The sequence below is a fragment of the Flavobacterium sp. RSP49 genome, from assembly GCF_003968735.1.
Classification (GTDB): domain Bacteria; phylum Bacteroidota; class Bacteroidia; order Flavobacteriales; family Flavobacteriaceae; genus Flavobacterium.
In genome coordinates this window covers 42998-63936 of the sequence record NZ_RYDN01000008.1, presented here as the reverse complement: position 1 = coordinate 63936, position 20939 = coordinate 42998, and the positions used below count along the sequence as shown (strand labels likewise).

The window sequence follows — 20939 nt, the reverse complement described above, 5'->3', positions numbered from 1 at the left end:
TTTTTATAAAAGTTAAATCACTTGTTTTTATTCATTAATAAGTCAAATTTGACTATTCACCAAAAAAAAAACAATTCAAAAAGACTATTGTGTTTCCTATTTCAAACAGCTTTTTAGAATCGTGACCGGATGCAAGGCCTTTCTACTGGTACCGTCAAAAATCTGATGGCGACAACTGGTTCCCGCTGCTGCAATTGTCACTGTTGCATCAGTAGTTCTTATTTTAGGAAACAGGGTATCTTCTCCCATTTGCATGCTGATTTCATAATGTTCTTTTTCATATCCAAAAGAACCTGCCATACCGCAACATCCCGAATTATAAATCGTAACTGAACTGTTTTTAGGAACGTTCAACATCGCAAAAGTCGCTTCCATCGTACTTAATGACTTTTGGTGGCAATGTCCGTGAATTTTTATAGTTTTTTCCTCTTCAGAAAATTGCTCCGAATGAATTTTACCTGAAGTAATCTCATTTTTGAAAAATTCTTCAATCGTAAAAACATTTTTGGCTAATTTTTCAGCACCTTCTTCATCATCTGCCAGTCTAATGTATTCATCTCTAAAGGTTAATATCGCCGATGGTTCTATTCCTATCAACGGAAAATCAGCGGTAATATAATCTGAAAAAATATCAACATTTGTGTTTGCGATTGCTTTGGCTTCTTCCAGAAAACCTTTAGAGATAAAAGCCCTTCCGCTTTCCTCATGATCCACCATAATTACTTCATATCCTAATGCTGTCAATAATTCGTACGCATCAATGCCTACTGAAACATCATAAAAATTAGTAAATTCATCACAAAACAAACATACTTTTCCGTTTACAAAAGAATCACTTGGTGCTTGATTCCAATTTTTCTCATACCATTTTCTAAAGGTTTGCTGAGCCAGAGGCGGTACTTCTCTTTTTGAGGCAATTCCCATGGTTTTTTTTACCAAAGGCAAGTTCAGCATGAAATTCGTAAACTTTGGAGTGATACTCCCCAGTCCATTCAATTTCGCATTAAAAGCAAATACTTTATTGCGCCATGAAAATCCATTCGCTTTTTGATAGTGGTACAGAAACTCTGATTTCATTGCTGCCACATCCACATTACTGGGACATTCACTGGCACAAGCCTTGCAGCTCACACACAACTCAAATACCTTATATAATTCTTCATGATCGAACTTATTGTCTTTTTCTGAATGCGTCAAATATTCCCGCAGCGCATTGGCTCTGGCGCGCGTCGTATCTTTTTCATTCCGCGTGGCGCGATAGCTAGGACACAAGGTTCCTCCAGCCGAAGGTAATTTTCTGCAATCACCAGAACCATTACATTTTTCCGCAGCACGCAAAATCCCCATACTATCAGAGAAATCCTGAATAGTTTGTATTTCCGGTTCTACTCTCCCCGCTTCCATCCGAAGATTTTCGTCCATTTTGAAAGCGTTTACAATTTTTCCCACATTCAAAATGGTGTTGGGGTCAAAAGCATGTTTGATTCTTTTCAATAATTCATAATTCTGTTCTCCAATCATAAAAGGTAAAAACTCTCCACGAACAATACCATCCCCATGTTCCCCGCTCAAGGAACCTCTATATTTTTTGACTAAAACAGCCACTTCGGTTGCGATGTTTCTAAATTGGTGAATCCCTTCTTTTGTTTTCAAATTCAAAACCGGACGCAAATGCAATTCTCCTGCACCGGCATGCGCATAATAAATAGCACTTTGACCATGACGCTCCATCATTGCGGAGAATTCAGCAATATAATTAGGTAAATCACTCAATTCAACAGCGGTATCTTCAATAGAATCTGCCGCTTTATTGTCGCCAACAATACTGCCTAAAAGTCCAAGACCTGCTTTTCTCAGCTCATTTACTTTATCAATATCTGCTCCGTAAATTTTTGGTAAAGCATACCCAAAATTATTTCGTTCTAAATCGGAAATCAAAGCATTGGCCTGTAATTCAGCATCTTCCATACTGTGATACGAGGCTACTTCAAGCATGATAACCGCTTTTGGTTCTCCTTGAATGAAAAATCTATTTTTAGCCTGTTCCCGGTTGGTTTTGGTACAATCTAATATTGTGTCATCCATCATTTCACAAGTGTACAAATGGTGTTTCATTGCGGTAACCACAGCTTCTAAACTTTCCTGAATAGAATGAAAATGGGCCACTACCATCACATTATTTGTTGGCGGTAGCGGATCTACTTTCAGCGTAATTTCAGTGGTAAATGCTAAAGTTCCTTCGCTTCCACAAAGGAGTTTTCCCAGATTTATAGTACTTTCGGTTCCTCCAAAAAGTTCCGATTTCAATACTAAATCAACTGCATATCCGGTGTTTCTTCTGTGAATTTCAGGTTTCGGAAATTCTTTTGTAATCTCTTTTTGGTTTTCTGTGTTCGAAAGTTCCTCATAAATAGTCTTGTAAATAGAACTTTCAAGCGTTTTCCCTTTTGTTTTTTCAATGAATTCAGCAGAAGTCATTTCTTTAAATACTGCCGAACTTCCATCACTCAAAACTGCTTTAATTTCGACAATTTTATCTCGGGTAACTCCGTACCGAATTGATGTAGTTCCAGATGAATTATTGCCTACCATTCCGCCTATCATACAACGATTGGAAGTCGAAGTATTGGGACCAAAAAACAATCCGTGCGGTTTTAAATATAAATTCAGTTCATCCCGAATTACTCCTGGTTGCACGGTAACGGTTTTTTTAATAGAATCAAAAGCAACAATCTTTGTAAAATGTTTCGAAACATCCACGATTATTCCACTACCTACAGTTTGACCTGCCAATGAAGTTCCGGCAGTTCTAGGCGTAATTGAAATTTTATTTTTTGCTGCAAAGCGAATAATTTTTACAATATCTTCCTTTGATTTTGGAATTGCAACAGCAAGCGGACGAATCCTATAGGTCGATGCGTCAGTGGCATATAATGTTATATTAAGGTCATCATTTAAAAGGTTGCCTTCTAATGATTGAGATAGTTCTTGTAATTGAAGCGTTATTGACATATTGTGGAGTGAATTGCTGTTATTTTCACAAATATAAATATATAGTGGTGTATACTTTAAAAACTAATAAGAAATATTCAAATCCTTTTATTATTTAAGGTAAAATATTCTTTAATGTTATTTTGAAAAAACGGCAAAGAAATTGCACTGATAAAAAAAGTCTAATTTTAAACCCATTTTATCGGGTAAATTTCACTAAAAAAACTATTTTTGAATACTTTATAAACAATACTCTAATGAAAAATCGCAAGCACACTCTTTTGCATATTTTATTCTTTTTACTATCTTTTTCGATTGGTAACGCACAAACATCCACTACAAATCCCAAAAATGAATTTAGAGCCGTTTGGATTGCTACAGTGGTGAATATTGACTGGCCAAAAATGAGTACTGATGATGTTGCCAAACAAAAAGCAGACTATATTGAGATTTTAGAGGCTTATAAAAAATTAAATTATAATGCAGTCATTGTTCAGATTCGAAGTGTTGGTGATGCTTTTTATCCAACCCAATTAGCACCTTGGTCCCGATTTTTGACCGGTAAAGAAGGACAGGCACCAAAACCTTATTTTGACACCTTAGCGTGGATGATTGCTGAAACGCATGCCAGAGGTTTTGAATTTCATGCTTGGATGAATCCATACCGTGCCACAATGGATTACAATACTGCACTTTTAAGTCCACAACACGATTTTTTTAAATATCCCGATTGGATGATAAAATATGGTGGTAAATACTATTACAATCCTGCTTTGCCCGAAGTTCAAAATCATTTGACAGCTGTCGTGGAAGAAGTCGTTACAAATTATGACATTGATGCTATTCATTTTGATGATTATTTTTATCCGTATAAAATAAAAGGAGAATTATTTGACGACACTGATTCTTTCAAAAAATATGGAGATGGATTGGATTTAGCGGATTGGAGACGTAAAAATGTGAATGATTTTGTAAAAAGTGTTTCAATATCGATCAAAAACATCAAACCGTGGGTACAATTTGGTATTAGCCCGTTTGGCGTCTGGAGAAATAAATCAGTGGATCCAAGAGGTTCAGAAACGGAATCAGGGCAAACTAATTACGATGATTTATTTGCTGATCCGTTAGCATGGATGGAAAACAAGTGGATTGATTACCTTGTTCCGCAGCTATACTGGAGTATGGATCACCCTAAAGCTTCCTATTCGAAATTGTTGCGTTGGTGGTCTGAAAATTCAACAAATACGGCAATCTATATTGGTAACGGATCATACAAAATCAATACCGACTCAGACAAAAGATGGAATAATCCATACGAAATCCCCAACCAAATAGACATTACCAGATCATATAAAAATATTCAGGGTAATGCTTTTTTTAGTGCCAAATCATTTTTAAACAAAAATCAAAGTGTGACTCGATTACTGGAAAACAACCAATACAAATATCCCGCACTTCCTCACGTTGTTCCAAATTTTGTCAAAAAAGTAATCGCTGTTCCAAGGGCAAACGCACTGGTTAAAAATTCGATTTCTTCTAGTTTTTATGTTCCTTATCCTGAAAACAGTCAAGTGCGTTATGTGATGGTTTATGGATCTACATCTGAAACACAAATTGATGTGAATGATCCGAGCCAAATCATCAACAAAATTGCTTTCAATGAGAAAAACCCAGTTGAAATAGTAATTCCTACTTATAAATTAGATAAAAATAATTCCTGCGCCATTACATTCATCGATTTTTATGGTAATGAAAGTGAAGCCACTTTTGTTAACTTTATGCAATAATTTTAATTGAATACAATTTGCCTTAAATGAAAACAGACAATAGACCCTGGTATTGGATTCCCGTTTTAAACTTTGCTTCAGGCTTGCCGTATGCTATTATTATTTCGGTTTCGGTAATAATGTATAAAAACCTAGGAATCAACAATGAGGATATTGGTATATATACCAGTTTACTATATTTACCATGGGTAATCAAACCGCTGTGGAGCCCTTTTATTGACCTCTATTCGACTAAAAGAAAATGGTTTTTGAGCATGCAATTACTGATTGCAGTTGCATTTTTGATTGTGGGTTTGACCATTCCTATGAATAATTTTTTCATGCTAAGTCTAGCTGTTTTTTGGATGGCGGCATTTGCATCAGCCTCTAATGATGTGGCCAGTGATGGCTTTTACATGTTGGCTTTAGAGAAAGACCAACAATCCTTTTTCCTTGGTATACGGAGTACATTTTACAGACTTTCGATGCTTACCGGAAACGGATTAATTGTGGTTATTGCTGGTTATCTGGAACAGGAATATGGAGACAAACAAAAAGCATGGTCCTACACCATGGTAATTATAGGATTAATTATGGCGGTAATTACCATTTACAATTATTTTTCGACTCCAAAAATTGAAACAAAAATTGCAGAGGCAAAAACGGAATCAGTCCCAAATAAAAGCTTCGGAGTTGTTTTTGCTACTTTTTTTCAAAAGAAACAAATTGGTTTAGTTTTGGCTTTCATTTTATTATTCAGATTAGGAGAATCTCAGTTATTAAAAATGTTAACTCCTTTTTTAATAGATCCTATAACTGCAGGAGGCATGGGCTTAACCACACAGGATGTTGGCGTTATCTATGGGACTTTTGGCGTGATTTCGCTTACTTTGGGCGGCATCTTAGGCGGTATTGCCATTTCCAGAGATGGATTAGGAAAATGGATGTTACCCATGATTTTAGCCATGCACTTACCTATAATAGGATTCATACTATTATCCCATTTTCATCCTGGTTCCGTTTTCTATATTTATGCGACGGTGATAGCGGAACAATTTGGTTATGGTTTTGGTTTTGCGGCTTTCATGATGTACTTGATTTATGTCGCTGATGGCGAATCAAAAACCTCTCACTACTCTATTGCAACCGGATTTATGGCGTTAGGAATGATGCTTCCGGGAATGTTGAGCGGATTTATTCAAGACTATTTGGGCTATGGTAATTTCTTTATTTGGGTGTTTTTGGCAACCATCCCTGGATTAATTTTATCCCGCTTTTTGATTTTTCCTGCCGATTTCGGTAAGAAAACAGAACAAGAATAAACAAACTAGCTTTTTTTTAAACATATAAGTCATATAAGTTTATTTAAGAAAGTAAGACTCTCTTAAAAATAACTGTTTTTTCACAACCCTTTTATATAATTATTTATTCTGTGTAACTTGACTTACGTGACTTATTTGTTTAAAATTAACATCATATTCATTTTATAATGACAATAGAACAAAAAATAGGACAATTTTTCTTCCCAGCCGTTTTCATCAATGATACTGAGGAAAACATTCAGGCTACCGAACGATTAATAAAAGAGCACAATATAGGTGGATTGACTTTTTTTCACAGTAGAGCTAGTGCTGCGACGAATTATGAAACTACAAAAAAAGTGGTCCTGAACGATGGTAGTTTTCAGCGTTTAAAAGAACTCATAATCAGATATCAAAATTGTGCTACGACTCCGTTATTGATGAGTATTGATGCCGAATGGGGATTGGCTATGCGCGTAGAAAAAACACCACAATATCCGTATGCAATTACCCTCGGCGCTTTGCCTGACAATAAAAAAAATCTGGTTTATGAAGTGGGCAAACAAATAGGTTTAGACTTAAAATCAGTTGGGATTCATTATAATTTAGCGCCATTGGCGGATATCAATAACAATCCGAATAATCCTGTAATTGGCTACCGTTCTTTTGGTCAAGACAAAGAAAAAGTAACTAATTTTGCACTGGAATATATCAGAGGACTTAATGATGCTGGTGTTTTAGGCTGTCTAAAACATTTTCCCGGACACGGAAATACTAATGTTGATTCGCATTTGGGATTACCTATTTTAAAAGAAACTCTCGAAGAATTAGTAGCCAATGAACTGGTTCCGTTTATAAAAGGAATTGAGAACAAAGTCGATTCGATTATGATTGGTCATTTGGCAGTTCCTGCTTTGAACGAAGGAAAAAACACTTCGGCAACGCTGTCAAAATCCGTGATTGAAACCCTTTTGCGCAAGCAATTGGGCTATGATGGTTTAGTGATTTCGGATGCTTTGAATATGCACAGCGTTTCTAAATTATACGATCAAAAAGGGCAACTGGAATGGGAAGCTTTTAATGCTGGTAATGATATTTTGTGCTTTGCCGAAAACGTACCCGAAGGAATACAGGAAATCCTAAAAAACGCAACTCCGGAACGGATTGAAGCTAGCTTTAACCGGTTGTGGAAATGCAAACAAAAAGCAGGTATTATAGACAGAACTTCTAAATTACCGCATCTTTCCCGGAATGCTTTTGATTTTAAAACTACTTCTGAATTAAACTCAAAAATTGCTCAAAATTGCATTACTAAAATAAAAGACACCCGCAATACCGTTACGCTTTTTGATGCAAAAAACAGAGCGAATCTAGCCAAAATAAGTCTGTATAAAAACACTGAAAATTCTTTTTTTAAAAATTTATCGGCTGCATTGCCTTGTCCTGAATTTTGCTATGAAAGAGGAGATACCATAGCCCTGAATGAATTAGATGAACTGCTACTTGATTTTGATACTATTCTTATTGCTTTGTTTGTTCCAAAAGCCAAACCAATGAATAATTTTGATATCGAGGATTTTGTATTGCAGTATTTAGAAAAATTATTTATTTCAAAAAAGTGTTTTTTATATGTCTTTGGAAACCCGTACGCATTACAGATAATTCCTAACTTAAGTGCTACTGCAGGAATCGTTCAAGTGTATCAGGATTTTTCGGAATTTCAAGAAACAGCAGCACACCAATTACTGGAAAACATGGAGTGTAAAGGAGCTCTACCGGTGCAAATATCAACTATTGAATAGACTCATAAAATATTTGATTTTCTCTAAAAAGGACTACGGATTGTGAAAAATAACCAAAAAATAAATTCCGAAATATTTTAAATACCGAATGATTTAATTTGAAAGTTCTACTAATAAAAGCTACAAAAAACCAAAAATGATACAGTACCCACTTTAGGATATAAGGCTTTTTTTTATCTATATTGCACATCCAAACACTATAGAATGGATGTGAAAATCAACAAAAATAAAGAATTATCAATAGGACAAGCGTTGGTTCCTGTTCTAGCGCTCATCATGCTGCTAGGTTTTAATGTATTCGTTTACGGTGATGATGCTTTGAGCGGAAGCAATCAATTTGTACTCTTGCTGGGTGGAGCTGTTGCAGCAATTATAGGTTTTTTTAATAAGGTTACCTATCAAAAAATGATTGATGAAGTGGCTGAGAACATCAAATCAACCGTAGGCGCTATCCTGATCTTACTTATGGTTGGAGCATTAGCGGGAACTTGGTTGGTAAGTGGCATTATTCCTTCGATGATTTATTATGGGTTACAAATTTTGAGTCCAACGGTATTTTTGCCTGCTACATTGCTAATTTGTTCTATAATTTCTATTGCTACCGGAAGCTCCTGGACCACCAGTGCTACGGTAGGTATAGCATTAATTGGTGTTGGTGGCGCATTGGGTTTTGATTTAGGAATGGTTGCAGGGGCCGTTATTTCCGGAGCCTATTTCGGAGACAAATTGTCGCCCATGTCAGACACAACAAACCTCGCCCCTGCTATGGCCGGAACCGATTTGTTTACGCACATCAGATATATGATGATAACAACAATTCCTACGTATATTATTACTCTAATTTTGTTTATTATTCTGGGTTTGACAGTGGATATTAAAGGAAATGTGGATATAAAAACACTGCTAAATGATATTGAAAGTTCTTTTACTGTTTCGGGATGGTTATTTATAGTTCCCGCTGTTGTTATTGGATTAATCATAAAAAAAACAGAACCGCTAATTGCTCTTTTAGCAGGAACTCTTCTGGCTGCTGTATTTGCAATTCTATTTCAACCTCACATCATCAATCAAATTTCTGGTGTCAACAACATGACTTTACAATCCGGTTACAGAGGAATAATGGATGCCATAACAACTACAGTAAGCATTCCTACTACAAATGAAACCCTTGCGGATTTATTTACTTCCGGAGGAATGCAAAAAATGCTGGGAACTATATGGTTGATTCTTTGCGCAATGGTTTTTGGTGGCATTATGGATGCAATTGGCGCATTGGCAACAATTAGTAAAGCCCTCTTAAAATTAGCACACACCACTTTTGGTTTATTTGCGTCTACCGTAGGAAGCTGTTTGGCATTAAACATTACAGCTTCGGATCAATATTTAGCCATTGTAGTTCCGGGTAAAATGTTTGCGAAAGCCTATAAAAATAAAGGTTTAGCCCCTGAAAACTTAAGTAGAACATTAGAAGACGCCGGGACTGTAACCTCGGTATTAATTCCTTGGAATACCTGCGGAGCGTACCAATCAGGAACATTAGGTGTGCCAACATTAGACTATCTTCCTTTTGCCTTTTTTAATCTTTTAAGCCCTTTTATGACTTTATTATTTGCTGCTTTCAATATAAAAATTAGGCAATTGGTTTCTGATAAAAATAAAATATCGGATTAAAACTTATATGTAGTAGCAAAGAAATATTAATTTTAGTAGCAACACTTTTTTTTGATGGATTTATAATAATAATAAATTATCACTTCATAGCAAATTATAATTAAAAGTCGCTTTGAAAAGCCGCGATTCGAAGTACTTTTGCACCATCAAACAATTACAACAAAAAATAAAAAATCATGTCATTAGTAGGTAAAAAATTCCCTAACATTGCAGTTGATGCAATGTCAGAAATGGGAGACAATTTAAAAATAAATATTTTAGAGGAGGCAACAAAAAACAATAAAAAAGTACTTTTGTTTTGGTACCCAAAAGACTTTACTTTCGTATGCCCCACAGAACTACATGCTTTTCAAGCTGCTCTACCAGAATTTTCAAAACGCAACACAATCGTTATTGGTGCTTCTTGCGACACTAACGAAGTACATTTTGCTTGGTTAAATACTCCTAGAGATAACGGTGGAATTGAAGGTGTTACATACCCAATTCTTGCCGATACTAACAGAAATTTATCTAATATCCTTGGGATCCTTGATATTGATTCTACAAGCTATAGTGATGAAACTGACTCCATAATCGTTGAGGGTTCTAACGTAACGTACAGAGCTACATATTTAATTGACGAAGAAGGAAGAATTTTTCACGAAAGTGTGAATGACATGCCGTTAGGCAGAAATGTAGATGAATATTTGCGTTTAGTGGATGCTTTTACCCATTTTCAACAAAAAGGAGAGGTTTGTCCAGCAAATTGGGAAGAAGGAAAAGATGCGATGACGGCTACAAGAGAAGGTGTTGCTTCATATTTAAGCAACTAAAACAGAAATTAACCTCTAATTTAATGATGAAATAAATTTTTAAAATTTATTTCATCATTAAATCTTAAAAAAAAACATTATGTTAATCGATTTAAACGAAGATACTTTACAAGATTTAATTACAAAAAACGAAAAAGTAGTAGTTCAATTTTCTGCTTCTTGGTGCGGAAATTGCAAAATCATGAAACCTAAATTCAAAAAAATGGCTGCTGAAAATGAAGCTATAACTTTTGTTTTTGTAGATGCTGAAAATTCACCTAATTCTAGAAAATTAGCTAATGTTTCTAATTTACCAACATTTGCAACATTTGTTGGAGGAAAATTATTGAATGAAACTCAAACGAATAAAGCCGATGTTTTAGCTGAATTAGTAATTGAAATTTCTACAAATTAAGCTACCATGAAATTACCGGTAATAAAACATTTAACTCAATTTATTGAGGAAAATGATCAAGATTATGTGATTGAAACTATTGAAGTTTTAGAGGCCCTAACAGAACTTCCATCGCTAAAAGATGAGGAATTAGATGTGATTGGTGAATTAATTTCAAACATGTATGGTGCCATTGAAGTCCATAAAATGATTCAAAACGGGACTGATAAAAAAGAGGCTTTAAATACCTTTATGAAACGAGTTTTAGGATCCATAGATAAATAAATTCGATCCGTCACAAAAGCGCTCATTATCCGAAAACATTTGGAATGAGCGTTTTTTTTATATCTTTTTTACAGTCGACTTTCTATTTAACTGCTCTAAAATCTTAAATCTTAAAACCTTATTCTTAAATAATTTTCATACTTTTGAACCACATTAAAAAACAATCATTATGGCATCAATAACATTAGGAGGAAATCCAATACACACTTCAGGAGAATTACCAAAAATCGGGACTAAATTAGCTGATTTTAAATTAGTTAAAACAGATCTCTCTATAGTTTCGCTTAGTGATTTTCAAGGTAAAAAACTAGTTTTAAACATTTTTCCAAGTATAGATACAGGAACTTGTGCAGCCTCCGTAAGAAAATTTAACGAAAGTGCCGGTACTTTAGAAAATACAACTGTATTATGTGTTTCTAGAGATTTGCCTTTTGCCCAAAAACGTTTTTGTGGTGCTGAAGGACTTGAAAATGTCATTAATTTATCTGATTTTCAAGGTGGTGAATTTGGCAAAGTAAATGGTTTAGAAATCACTGATGGCCCTCTGGCCGGATTGCATTCCAGAGTAATCATTGTTGTTGATCAAAACGGAATAGTTACCCATACGGAACAAGTGGCTGAAATTGCAGACGAGCCAAATTATGAAGCGGCTTTAGCTGTACTTTAATTTCTACTTGATGGAGTTTCAAAAAGATACCACTTTCATTACGGGAAGATTAAAAAGCGTCACTTATGCATTTAAGGGCGCTTTAAAATTGATCCGCACAGAACATAGTGTAATGGTCCAATTTTCAATAGCCATACTGCTGACTATTGCTGGATTTTATTTTAGTATTACTACAACAGAATGGCTGTTTCAAACGCTAGCAATAGGATTAGTTATTAGCATTGAGGGATTGAATACGGCTGTAGAAAAAGTAGCTGATTTTATCCATCCCAATTATAATGAAAAAATTGGGTTTATTAAAGATATTGCCGCAGGAGCGGTCTTTTTTGCTGCTTTAACAGCAATAACAATCGGTTTAATTATTTATACACCAAAATTCCTGTAAGAATTAGTACAACTCGAATGGCAAAAACAACAAAAATACCTCCTTTAAATAAAAAAAATGATTCTAAGACTCCCGAGCATAGTCCTTGGAGGGTGACTAAACAACATAAAATTGTTTTTGGCTCACTGTTAGTATTGTTTTCAATTGCTTTATTATTTGCTTTTGTTTCCTTTTACATTTACGGTCAAGAAGATCAAAGCGCAGTTCATTCGATTGCGGATCGTACGGAAATTGTTCAAAATTGGTTGGGGAAATTTGGCGCTTTTTTAGCTGATTTACTAATTTATAACGGTTTTGGAGTTGCTACATTTATATTTGTACGGTTATTTTTCTTAACTGGAATATATTTAATACTAGGATTACCTTTAAAAAAACTAAAAAGCATTTGGTTTTGGGATTTATTTGTGAGCGTCGTTTTGTCAGTTTTGTTTGGTTTTTTTGCTACTTCAGTACCTGAATTAGGAGGTGTAATTGGGTATGAATTGAATTCTTTTTCACAAGATTACATTGGAAAAACAGGCACTTTATTACTTTTATTATTTGGATTAATTATATATGTAATTTTCAAGATTAAAATTTCACCAGAAAAAATCCAATCCTTTTTTGATCAAACAAAACAAGAATTAAAGACTGATTTAGCAACAATAAGTCCTATTAAAAATGAGAATAGTAGTTATAATTTAGAAGAGTTTGCAGTAACCGAAGAAGAGGACAGTATTCATCTGAAAACTAATGGCAATCAATTTGAAATTAATAAAGAAGCATTAAAACCTACAATAAGCAACGCATCAAATATTAACCGGGAACCCGTTGCCAAACCTCTCGCTATGGAAATCACACCAGTAGCAAAATCAGAGGTATTAGCGGCACCCATCGATACTTTTGTAATAGAAACAGCTCCTGAAGAAGATATAATTGAAGAAAATTTAGCCTCGCGACTAGTTGCTGATTTTGGATTATTTGATCCAACTTTGGATTTGTCCAATTATAAATTTCCTACAATTGATTTATTAAAAGAATATTCAACAGGAGGAATCACTATCAATCAGGAAGAATTAGAAGAAAATAAAAATAAAATTGTAGATACGCTTCGCAATTACAAAATTGAAATTGCTCAAATAAAAGCAACTGTTGGTCCATCGGTTACTTTATATGAAATTGTTCCGGAAGCAGGAATTCGAATTTCAAAAATCAAGAGTCTAGAAGACGATATTGCGCTTTCACTTTCGGCATTAGGCATTCGGATCATTGCCCCTATTCCTGGGAAAGGAACCATAGGGATTGAAGTTCCTAACAAAAACCCCACGATGGTTTCGATGAAAAGTGTTATTGGTTCCGCTAAATTTCAAGAAGCCGAAATGGAATTACCTATAGCTCTTGGAAAAACCATTTCGAACGAAACTTTTGTAGTTGATTTAGCTAAAATGCCCCACCTATTAATGGCCGGTGCTACTGGACAAGGAAAATCTGTTGGATTAAATGCTGTTTTAACTTCCCTTTTGTACAAAAAACACCCCGCCGAAGTTAAATTTGTTTTGGTAGATCCTAAAAAAGTGGAGCTGACCCTTTTTAATAAGATTGAAAGACACTATTTAGCCAAACTTCCAGACATGGATGAAGCAATTATTACTGATAATGCAAAAGTAGTTAATACCTTAAACTCCCTGTGTGTAGAAATGGATAATCGCTATTCTTTGTTGAAAGACGCGATGGTGCGAAACATTAAAGAATACAACGATAAATTTAAAGCCCGAAAATTGAATCCAGAAAATGGCCACCGATTTTTACCGTATATCGTTCTTGTAGTAGATGAATTTGCCGATTTGATTATGACTACCGGAAAAGAAGTAGAAGTTCCTATTGCTCGCCTGGCACAATTAGCGCGTGCCATAGGAATCCATTTGATTATAGCGACGCAAAGACCTTCGGTAAATGTAATTACAGGTTTGATAAAAGCTAATTTCCCTGCCCGAATCGCCTTTAGAGTTACCTCAAAAATTGACTCCAGGACCATTCTTGACACACAAGGTGCCGACCAATTAATAGGCCGAGGCGATATGTTATACACAAACGGGAATGATGTAGTACGGGTACAATGTGCGTTTATAGACACTCCAGAAGTAGAAAAAATAACGGAATTCATTGGTGGTCAAAAAGCATATGCTACCGCTTATTTACTTCCAGAATTTATTGGAGAAGAAAGTGGCATTAATCTTGATATGGATATCTCTGATAGAGATACTTTGTTTAGAGAAGCAGCCGAAATAATTGTCAATGCACAACAAGGCTCCGCATCATTGTTACAAAGAAAACTAAAATTAGGGTACAATAGAGCGGGCCGATTGATTGATCAACTGGAATCCGCAGGAATTGTTGGGCCTTTTGAAGGAAGTAAAGCGCGTAGTGTAAACATTCTGGATATGAGTTCTCTTGATCAATTTTTCAACAATGAACAAAACAATTAACAACATGAAAACAAAGATTCAAAACTCAAGTAAAAGCAAACAAATGAAGCTATTCAAAAAAAGCAATCTAAAGAACTTGAGTAAAAGACTTATTTTTATTACCACTTTACTACTTTTTAGTTTTTCGATACAAGCTCAGGATAAAAAAGCGAAAAATCTTTTAGACCAAGTTACTGCAAAAGTAAAAAGCTACAATACTATCATAATTGATTTTAAGTATTCCTTGAATAATACAAAAGAAAACATTAATCAGGAAAGTAAAGGAAATGTTACCATGAAAGGGAATCAGTATGTTTTAAATTTTATGGGAGTGACTAAGATTTATGATGGAAAAAAAAACTACACTATCGTTCCTGAAGATGAAGAAATCACAATTTCAACGGTCAATGATAAAGATGACAATGCAATCACACCTTCTAAAATGTTAACATTTTTCAATACTGGTTATAAGTACAATATGGATGTTTTACAAAATGTCAGAGGTAGAAAAATTCAGTATATAAAGTTGATTCCGATTAATTCTAAAGACCAAAGAAAAGAGATCTTATTAGGGATTGACGTACAAACGAAACACATCTACAACTTAATTGAAATTGGTAAAAAAGGAACAAAAACAACATTAACGGTTAATTCTTTCAAAACCAACCAACCTTTGTCAAAAAATCAATTTACATTTGCAAGCAATAAATATCCAAATTACTACATCAACAAATTAGATTAATTTATTAGGTGAAAATTCTCGACAAATACTTATTAAAAACATTTCTGACTACATTTACCACAGTATTTGTAATTCTATTTTTTATATTTATACTTCAAACCGTTTGGTTATTCATAGCTGAATTAGCAGGAAAGGATTTAGATTTACTCATGATCATAAAATTCCTTGCATTTTCAATGCCGAGGATTGTGCCTTTAGTACTTCCCCTTTCGATACTACTGTCCTCTATAATGACATTTGGTAATTTAGCAGAAAATTATGAATTTGCTGCAATGAAATCTTCCGGAATTTCTTTGCAAAGAGCCATGAGAAGCTTAACTGTATTTATTGTTTTATTAAGTATAGTAGCCTTTCTGTTTTCGAATAATGTGATTCCTTATGCGGAGTATAAATTTATTAATTTCAGGAAAAATATTGCCCAGGTAAAACCAGCCTTGGCGATAGCCGAAGGACAATTTAATGATGTTGGTTTTTATAATATTAAGGTAAATAAAAAAACAGGTGACAACGGTAACATCCTTACGGGTGTGACTATTCATAAAAAATCAAACGTTGGTGACGGGAGTAAAACAGTCATTAAAGCCCGAGATGGCGAATTAATAAGTAGTGAACAATCTAGCATTTTACAATTAGTACTAAATGATGGCTTTTACTACGAAGACATAGTTCCAAAAAAATATGAGGATCGCAGTAAAATGCCTTTCATCAAAAGTTCGTTTAAAAAACATATTATCAACATTGATTTATCAGAACTTAATAGTGTAGACGTCAATGACGAAAGCGTCGCTAACACTAACACCATGCTTACTGTCAATGAATTAAACTATACGTTAGATTCATTAAACAAAAATTTAAAAAATGATATTATTTCATTTTCGGAAAATAGCAATGCCCGAATACGAATTCCTGACAATACTAAACCAAAGGAGTTCAAAATAGAAAAATCATTTCCTGAAGATATTTTATCCTTGTATACTAGAGAACAACAAATAGAAATTTTAAGAATAGCGACCAGTACTATTAGTAGTACCGTGTATTCAATTGATACCTCTAAAACTGAATTAGAAAATAAACAAAAAAATATCAATAAACACTTACTAGCTTTTTATGATAAATTTGTAATTGTATTTGCGTGTTTTCTAATGTTTTTTATTGGGGCGCCTTTGGGAGCAATTATTAGAAAAGGAGGACTGGGGCTGCCAATTGTTTTTGCAATTTTAATTTTTATAACCTTTCATTTCATAAATACTTTTGGTAAAAGAATAGCTCAAGAAAACGGAATGTCACCTTTTTTAGGTGCTTGGTTATCTTCGATATTGTTATCCCCATTAGCAATTATACTAACTTACAGGGCTACCAATGATATTGGATTGATAAATATGGATGTTATTCTGGCTCCATTTCAAAAAATATTAAAAAAAATATTTCCATCACAAAATTAACAAAACGAATGACTACAAATAATATACAACTCAACACAATTGAAGAAGCGATAGAAGCTATTCGTCAGGGAAAAATTATTATCGTAGTAGATGATGAAGATCGTGAAAATGAAGGTGATTTTTTAGCAGCAGCCGAGAAAGTAACACCTGAAATGATTAATTTCATGGCCACACACGGCCGAGGACTCATTTGCGCGCCATTAACAGAAAGCCGCTGCAAAGAGCTAGGTCTTCATGTAATGGTAAGTAATAACACCGACCCAATGGAAACTGCTTTTACTGTTTCGGTTGATTTAAGAGGAAACGGAGTGACCACCGGAATATCAGCAGCAGATAGATCAAAAACAGTTTTATCTTTAGCCAATTCTGATACCAAACCACATGATTTAGCAAGACCCGGGCACATCTTCCCATTGATTGCCAAACAAGGAGGCGTACTAAGAAGAACTGGTCATACGGAAGCCGCCATTGATTTTGCCAGATTAGCGGGTTTTAAATCCGCTGGAGTAATTGTAGAGATTATGAACGAAGATGGGACTATGGCTCGATTGCCTCAATTGGTAAAAGTAGCTAAGAAATTCGATCTAAAATTAGTTTCCATTGAAGCTCTTGTAGCTTATAGAATGCAGCACGACAGCCTAATTATCAAGAAAGATGATTTTGATATACAAACTCGTTTCGGTACTTTTCGTTTAAGAGCATACCAACAAACGACAAACAAACAAATCCATATTGCATTGACAAAAGGGACTTGGAATTTAGGGGACCCAATTTTAACCAGAATACACTCTTCACAAGTCAATAATGATCTGTTAGGAACTTTGACTGATAATGCAGACCAACAACTTGATGACATGTTTAAAGTAATTAACGAACATGGTAAGGGAGCTGTTGTGTTTATCAATCAAGATATGCAATCTGTTAATTTATTGAATCGCCTTGGAGAGCTTAAAATTTTACAGGCTGAAGGAAAAATAAAAGCCCCAAAAATTAAAATTGATAGTAAAGATTTTGGAATCGGAGCGCAGATACTTCATGATATAGATATTTCAAAAATCCGATTAGTATCAAATACAGCGCAAGGAAAACGAGTAGGCATGATAGGTTACGGACTAGAAATAACAGAATACGTCAGTTATTAAAAGAAATTAATTTATTTTAATAAATAAATTAAGTGGTAAAGCAAAGAAAATGAAACAATTAAAAATAAGTATATCTAATAGACCTTATTTTTTTAACAATAGATTTGTATAACCAAAAAAGGTTCCTATATTTGCACTCGCAATCATATATTGATTGTGACATATTGGAGAAATGGCAGAGCGGTCGAATGCGGCAGTCTTGAAAACTGTTGACTGTAACAGGTCCGGGGGTTCGAATCCCTCTTTCTCCGCCAGTAGAAAAACAAATGGTATCAAAACCCCGTAAATCTTATGATTTACGGGGTTTTTGCTTTTATGACATATTCAAATTATTCATCTAATCTCATCCTTAATGAGATAAAATCGAGACCCTAGAATTTTTCAAAGATCAGGGTCTCGCTAAATCAACTTAAACCTTTCAAACAAGCAGTTCAATCAATGTTCCTTGACGGGTTCATCATTTGGACATCTTGTTTGATTTGCTTTAGAAATCTAAATTGAATAATTAATTAAAAGGTTACCACTATGAAAACTAAAATCACATTGCACTTCTATGCGAAGAGCACAAAAGCTAATGCTGCAGGTCTACTTCCTATCTATGTAAGATTAACTGTCGATGGAAATCGAATGGAGTTCAGTACCAAAAAATTTATAGATTCCGCTAAATGGTCCCCTGAGATGTCAAAAATCAAAGGCAATACAGAGAATGCTCGTTCATTAAATGAATACCTTGATTTACTAAAATCAAAAATATTCGACATCCAAATGGAATTAATTCACCGCAATGAACCCCTCACAATTGAAGTTTTCAAAAATAGACTTCTCGGCGTCCAGGAGCGTGAACGTATGCTCATCCCAATTTTCGAAGAACATAACCGGAAAGTAGAAGAGCTTTTAGGCCTTGAATACGCACCCGGAACACTAGAGCGATACAAAACCTCACTGAAGCACACCAAAAACTTCCTACAGTGGAAATACAATCTATCTGATATAGAAATCAATAAAATAGACCACTCTTTTGTAACAGAATATGAATTCTATCTGAGAAGTGTCCGTAAGTGCGCCAACAATACTGCTGTCAAATACATTAAGAATTTCAAGAAAATAATCAAAATCTGTATTTCAAATGGATGGCTAGATAAGGATCCATTTGCAAACTATAAATCAAAAATTCGGGAAGTTGAAAGAGATTATCTGACGCAAGAAGAAGTTCAAGATATCTATTCCAAAGTATTCGTAACTGAGAGACTAAACCTAGTTAAAGATATTTTCGTTTTCAGCTGCTTTACAGGTCTGGCTTACATCGATGTGAAAAACTTAACAGTATCAAATATAAGTATAGGTATTGACGGTGGAAAATGGATATTCACCCATCGCCAGAAAACAGAAACTGCTTCAAGAATCCCCCTCCTCCCTATTCCAGAAGAATTAATCCTGAAATATGCCAATCATCCACAATGCATAAATGAAGATAAACTGTTACCTATTTTAAGCAATCAAAAAATGAATAGCTACTTAAAGGAAATTGCGGACGTTTGCGGTATTAAAAAAGATTTAACCTTCCACATTGCACGCCACACTTTTGCAACCACTGTAACGCTTACAAATGGTGTTCCCATAGAAAGCGTGAGCAAAATGTTAGGGCATAAAAGTTTAAGAACCACACAACACTACGCTAAAATATTGGATAAAAAAGTTAGTGAGGATATGATGATTTTACGAAACAAAATGTCAAACCGGAACAATGATGAAATTATAAAAAAGACCAATTAGAATTTTCACTAATCTAAATTTAGCATAACTAAGTTTAGAGTAAATAGTTCAGTTTAGGCAAAAAAATACAATTTTAAATTAATAGTTAATAAATGTAAACTCTGTAAATAGCTAGAATTCAAACATAAGTGGTAATTAAACGGCTTCTTTTTGCAATTTACAGTACATTTATAATAGTTTAGGAGTTTTATAAAAGTAGAATATCTTAAACTTTTATTATTTATTAAATAAAAATAATTCAAATGCCTAAAAAAACTCAATTTCAAATAATTTTTTGTTTGATAGTCATGGCAGTGATATCAATTATGTATTATTACAATCACCAAAAAACTTTAGCCTTGAAAAAAGAACTTGTAAAAATAGACCGAGAACTTTATTTGATAGAAGTCACTTTCGAAAGAAGGCAAAAAGAATATAAGGAACAAAGTAAGTTACGACAGGCAAAAATCGAACGCATCATAAAAGAGCTCAAATCAGATAAATAGAACTTATAAGCGATTCCGTTCAACACAGCTTTCATTGTTCATGCTGCGCACGCTAAGAAAACTTAGCTCTTAGCTGCTCTTTTGATCTTTCAGTTGTTTTAAGCTCAAATAAAAAATCGCCAATTCACTAGAAGCTGCAACTGCTAGTTTTGTATATATTTTGTCTAAACTCACAAATTCTGGAGAATGTCCATGCCCAGTTCCATATGAATTTCGTAATTCGGTTATTCCATGAACAATATTTGAAAAGCCACCTAAAATTTTTGCAACTGATGATTTTGCTAATTCAACATTTTCTACTTGAAAAGGCATTAAATCGATTTGCTTATTTGTTTCTTTTACCAATTTTGCAACATCCCACTCTTTATTGAGTTCTATACCTTCTTCACTAAGTATATGTTTACAGCAAGTTTCAATAAGTTCTTTCGAAATTCCTAAAGCCAAATGAGGATTATTTACAATAGAATTATTCATAAGCCTAATTTGTTTATGAACATATTCGTGTGTAAGTATTTTTGTTATTTCATCAGTTTTTTTCTCGGATTCTTTATTATGTTCATTTTTTAAATATGGTCTCCAACTAATATCTCGAATATAGTTTCCACTTGATTGTGCAGATTCACTGATTGCAGATTCAATTGCAGAAGTTTCTTTACTATATTCGGCAAGTTTACGATGTAATTTTAAAGGTACATTTACAATAACTTCGCTCATATAAGTCTCTATATCACTACCCATTGAAAATAAAGTGTCTATATAATTGTTTTCAATTTCACAATCGTTTAGAAAAATTGCTGCTTTATTTTCTTCTAATTCAATTAGCCAATCATAAATATGATCTTTAAACTTTTCCATGAT

General features: G+C 34.1%; 17 protein-coding genes and 1 tRNA gene. 16 read left to right on the top strand and 2 right to left on the bottom strand.

Features of this window, described 5'->3' with window-relative positions; all coding sequences use genetic code 11:
- Positions 1 to 96 precede the first annotated feature (96 nt).
- On the bottom strand, positions 97 to 3012 hold the full coding sequence (locus tag EKM02_RS06315; RefSeq protein WP_126453300.1) for an FAD-binding and (Fe-S)-binding domain-containing protein: 2916 nt from the start codon (positions 3010 to 3012) through the stop codon (positions 97 to 99).
- Between the two features lie 236 nt (positions 3013 to 3248).
- Here EKM02_RS06315 and EKM02_RS06310 point away from each other — a divergent pair, with 236 nt between their 5' ends.
- The 16 genes from EKM02_RS06310 (at position 3249) to EKM02_RS14765 (ending at position 20081) form a co-directional block, all read left to right on the top strand.
- Complete coding sequence (locus tag EKM02_RS06310) at positions 3249 to 4778, top strand: glycoside hydrolase family 10 protein (protein ID WP_126453297.1); 1530 nt, start codon at positions 3249 to 3251, stop codon at positions 4776 to 4778.
- A gap of 26 nt (positions 4779 to 4804) precedes the next feature.
- Positions 4805 to 6079: an AmpG family muropeptide MFS transporter gene (locus EKM02_RS06305; protein ID WP_126453294.1), complete on the top strand. Its 1275-nt coding sequence runs from the start codon at positions 4805 to 4807 to the stop codon at positions 6077 to 6079.
- 167 nt (positions 6080 to 6246) lie between these two features.
- A complete protein-coding gene (locus EKM02_RS06300) occupies positions 6247 to 7860 on the top strand; it encodes a glycoside hydrolase family 3 protein (RefSeq protein WP_126453291.1) in 1614 nt (537 codons plus the stop codon).
- A gap of 204 nt (positions 7861 to 8064) precedes the next feature.
- Positions 8065 to 9531, top strand: a complete 1467-nt coding sequence (nhaC, locus tag EKM02_RS06295) for a Na+/H+ antiporter NhaC (RefSeq protein WP_126453288.1) — start codon at positions 8065 to 8067, stop codon at positions 9529 to 9531.
- A gap of 176 nt (positions 9532 to 9707) precedes the next feature.
- Positions 9708 to 10343, top strand: coding sequence for a peroxiredoxin (locus tag EKM02_RS06290; protein WP_126453285.1), 636 nt, complete (start codon positions 9708 to 9710; stop codon positions 10341 to 10343).
- 79 nt (positions 10344 to 10422) lie between these two features.
- Positions 10423 to 10737, top strand: a complete 315-nt coding sequence (locus EKM02_RS06285; protein WP_126453282.1) for a thioredoxin family protein — start codon at positions 10423 to 10425, stop codon at positions 10735 to 10737.
- 6 nt (positions 10738 to 10743) lie between these two features.
- Positions 10744 to 11001: a DUF6952 family protein gene (locus EKM02_RS06280; RefSeq protein ID WP_126453279.1), complete on the top strand. Its 258-nt coding sequence runs from the start codon at positions 10744 to 10746 to the stop codon at positions 10999 to 11001.
- A 169-nt stretch (positions 11002 to 11170) separates the two neighbouring features.
- Positions 11171 to 11668, top strand: a complete 498-nt coding sequence (tpx, locus tag EKM02_RS06275) for a thiol peroxidase (protein WP_126453276.1) — start codon at positions 11171 to 11173, stop codon at positions 11666 to 11668.
- Between the two features lie 10 nt (positions 11669 to 11678).
- The gene (locus EKM02_RS06270) at positions 11679 to 12053 is read left to right on the top strand and encodes a diacylglycerol kinase family protein (RefSeq protein WP_126453273.1); all 375 of its coding nucleotides are present in this window, start codon (positions 11679 to 11681) and stop codon (positions 12051 to 12053) included.
- A gap of 17 nt (positions 12054 to 12070) precedes the next feature.
- Complete coding sequence (locus EKM02_RS06265) at positions 12071 to 14518, top strand: DNA translocase FtsK (RefSeq protein WP_126453270.1); 2448 nt, start codon at positions 12071 to 12073, stop codon at positions 14516 to 14518.
- 43 nt (positions 14519 to 14561) lie between these two features.
- On the top strand, positions 14562 to 15239 hold the full coding sequence (locus EKM02_RS06260) for a LolA family protein (RefSeq protein ID WP_233592249.1): 678 nt from the start codon (positions 14562 to 14564) through the stop codon (positions 15237 to 15239).
- A gap of 8 nt (positions 15240 to 15247) precedes the next feature.
- Positions 15248 to 16681, top strand: a complete 1434-nt coding sequence (locus tag EKM02_RS06255) for an LptF/LptG family permease (RefSeq protein WP_126453265.1) — start codon at positions 15248 to 15250, stop codon at positions 16679 to 16681.
- An 8-nt stretch (positions 16682 to 16689) separates the two neighbouring features.
- A complete protein-coding gene (ribB, locus tag EKM02_RS06250) occupies positions 16690 to 17823 on the top strand; it encodes a 3,4-dihydroxy-2-butanone-4-phosphate synthase (RefSeq protein ID WP_126453262.1) in 1134 nt (377 codons plus the stop codon).
- Between the two features lie 166 nt (positions 17824 to 17989).
- Positions 17990 to 18077, top strand: a tRNA-Ser gene (locus EKM02_RS06245).
- A 271-nt stretch (positions 18078 to 18348) separates the two neighbouring features.
- Entirely contained in the window at positions 18349 to 19596 is a 1248-nt protein-coding gene (locus tag EKM02_RS06240) for a site-specific integrase (RefSeq protein WP_126453259.1), read from the top strand.
- A gap of 338 nt (positions 19597 to 19934) precedes the next feature.
- Positions 19935 to 20081 carry a hypothetical protein gene (locus EKM02_RS14765; RefSeq protein ID WP_158614727.1) on the top strand — a complete coding sequence of 49 codons (147 nt, stop codon included), beginning with the start codon at positions 19935 to 19937 and terminating at the stop codon, positions 20079 to 20081.
- A gap of 69 nt (positions 20082 to 20150) precedes the next feature.
- Here EKM02_RS14765 and EKM02_RS06235 read toward each other — a convergent pair whose 3' ends face one another.
- Positions 20151 to 20936 (bottom strand): abortive infection family protein, encoded by a 786-nt coding sequence (locus tag EKM02_RS06235; RefSeq protein ID WP_126453256.1) that lies wholly within the window; start codon positions 20934 to 20936, stop codon positions 20151 to 20153.
- Positions 20937 to 20939: the final 3 nt, after the last annotated feature.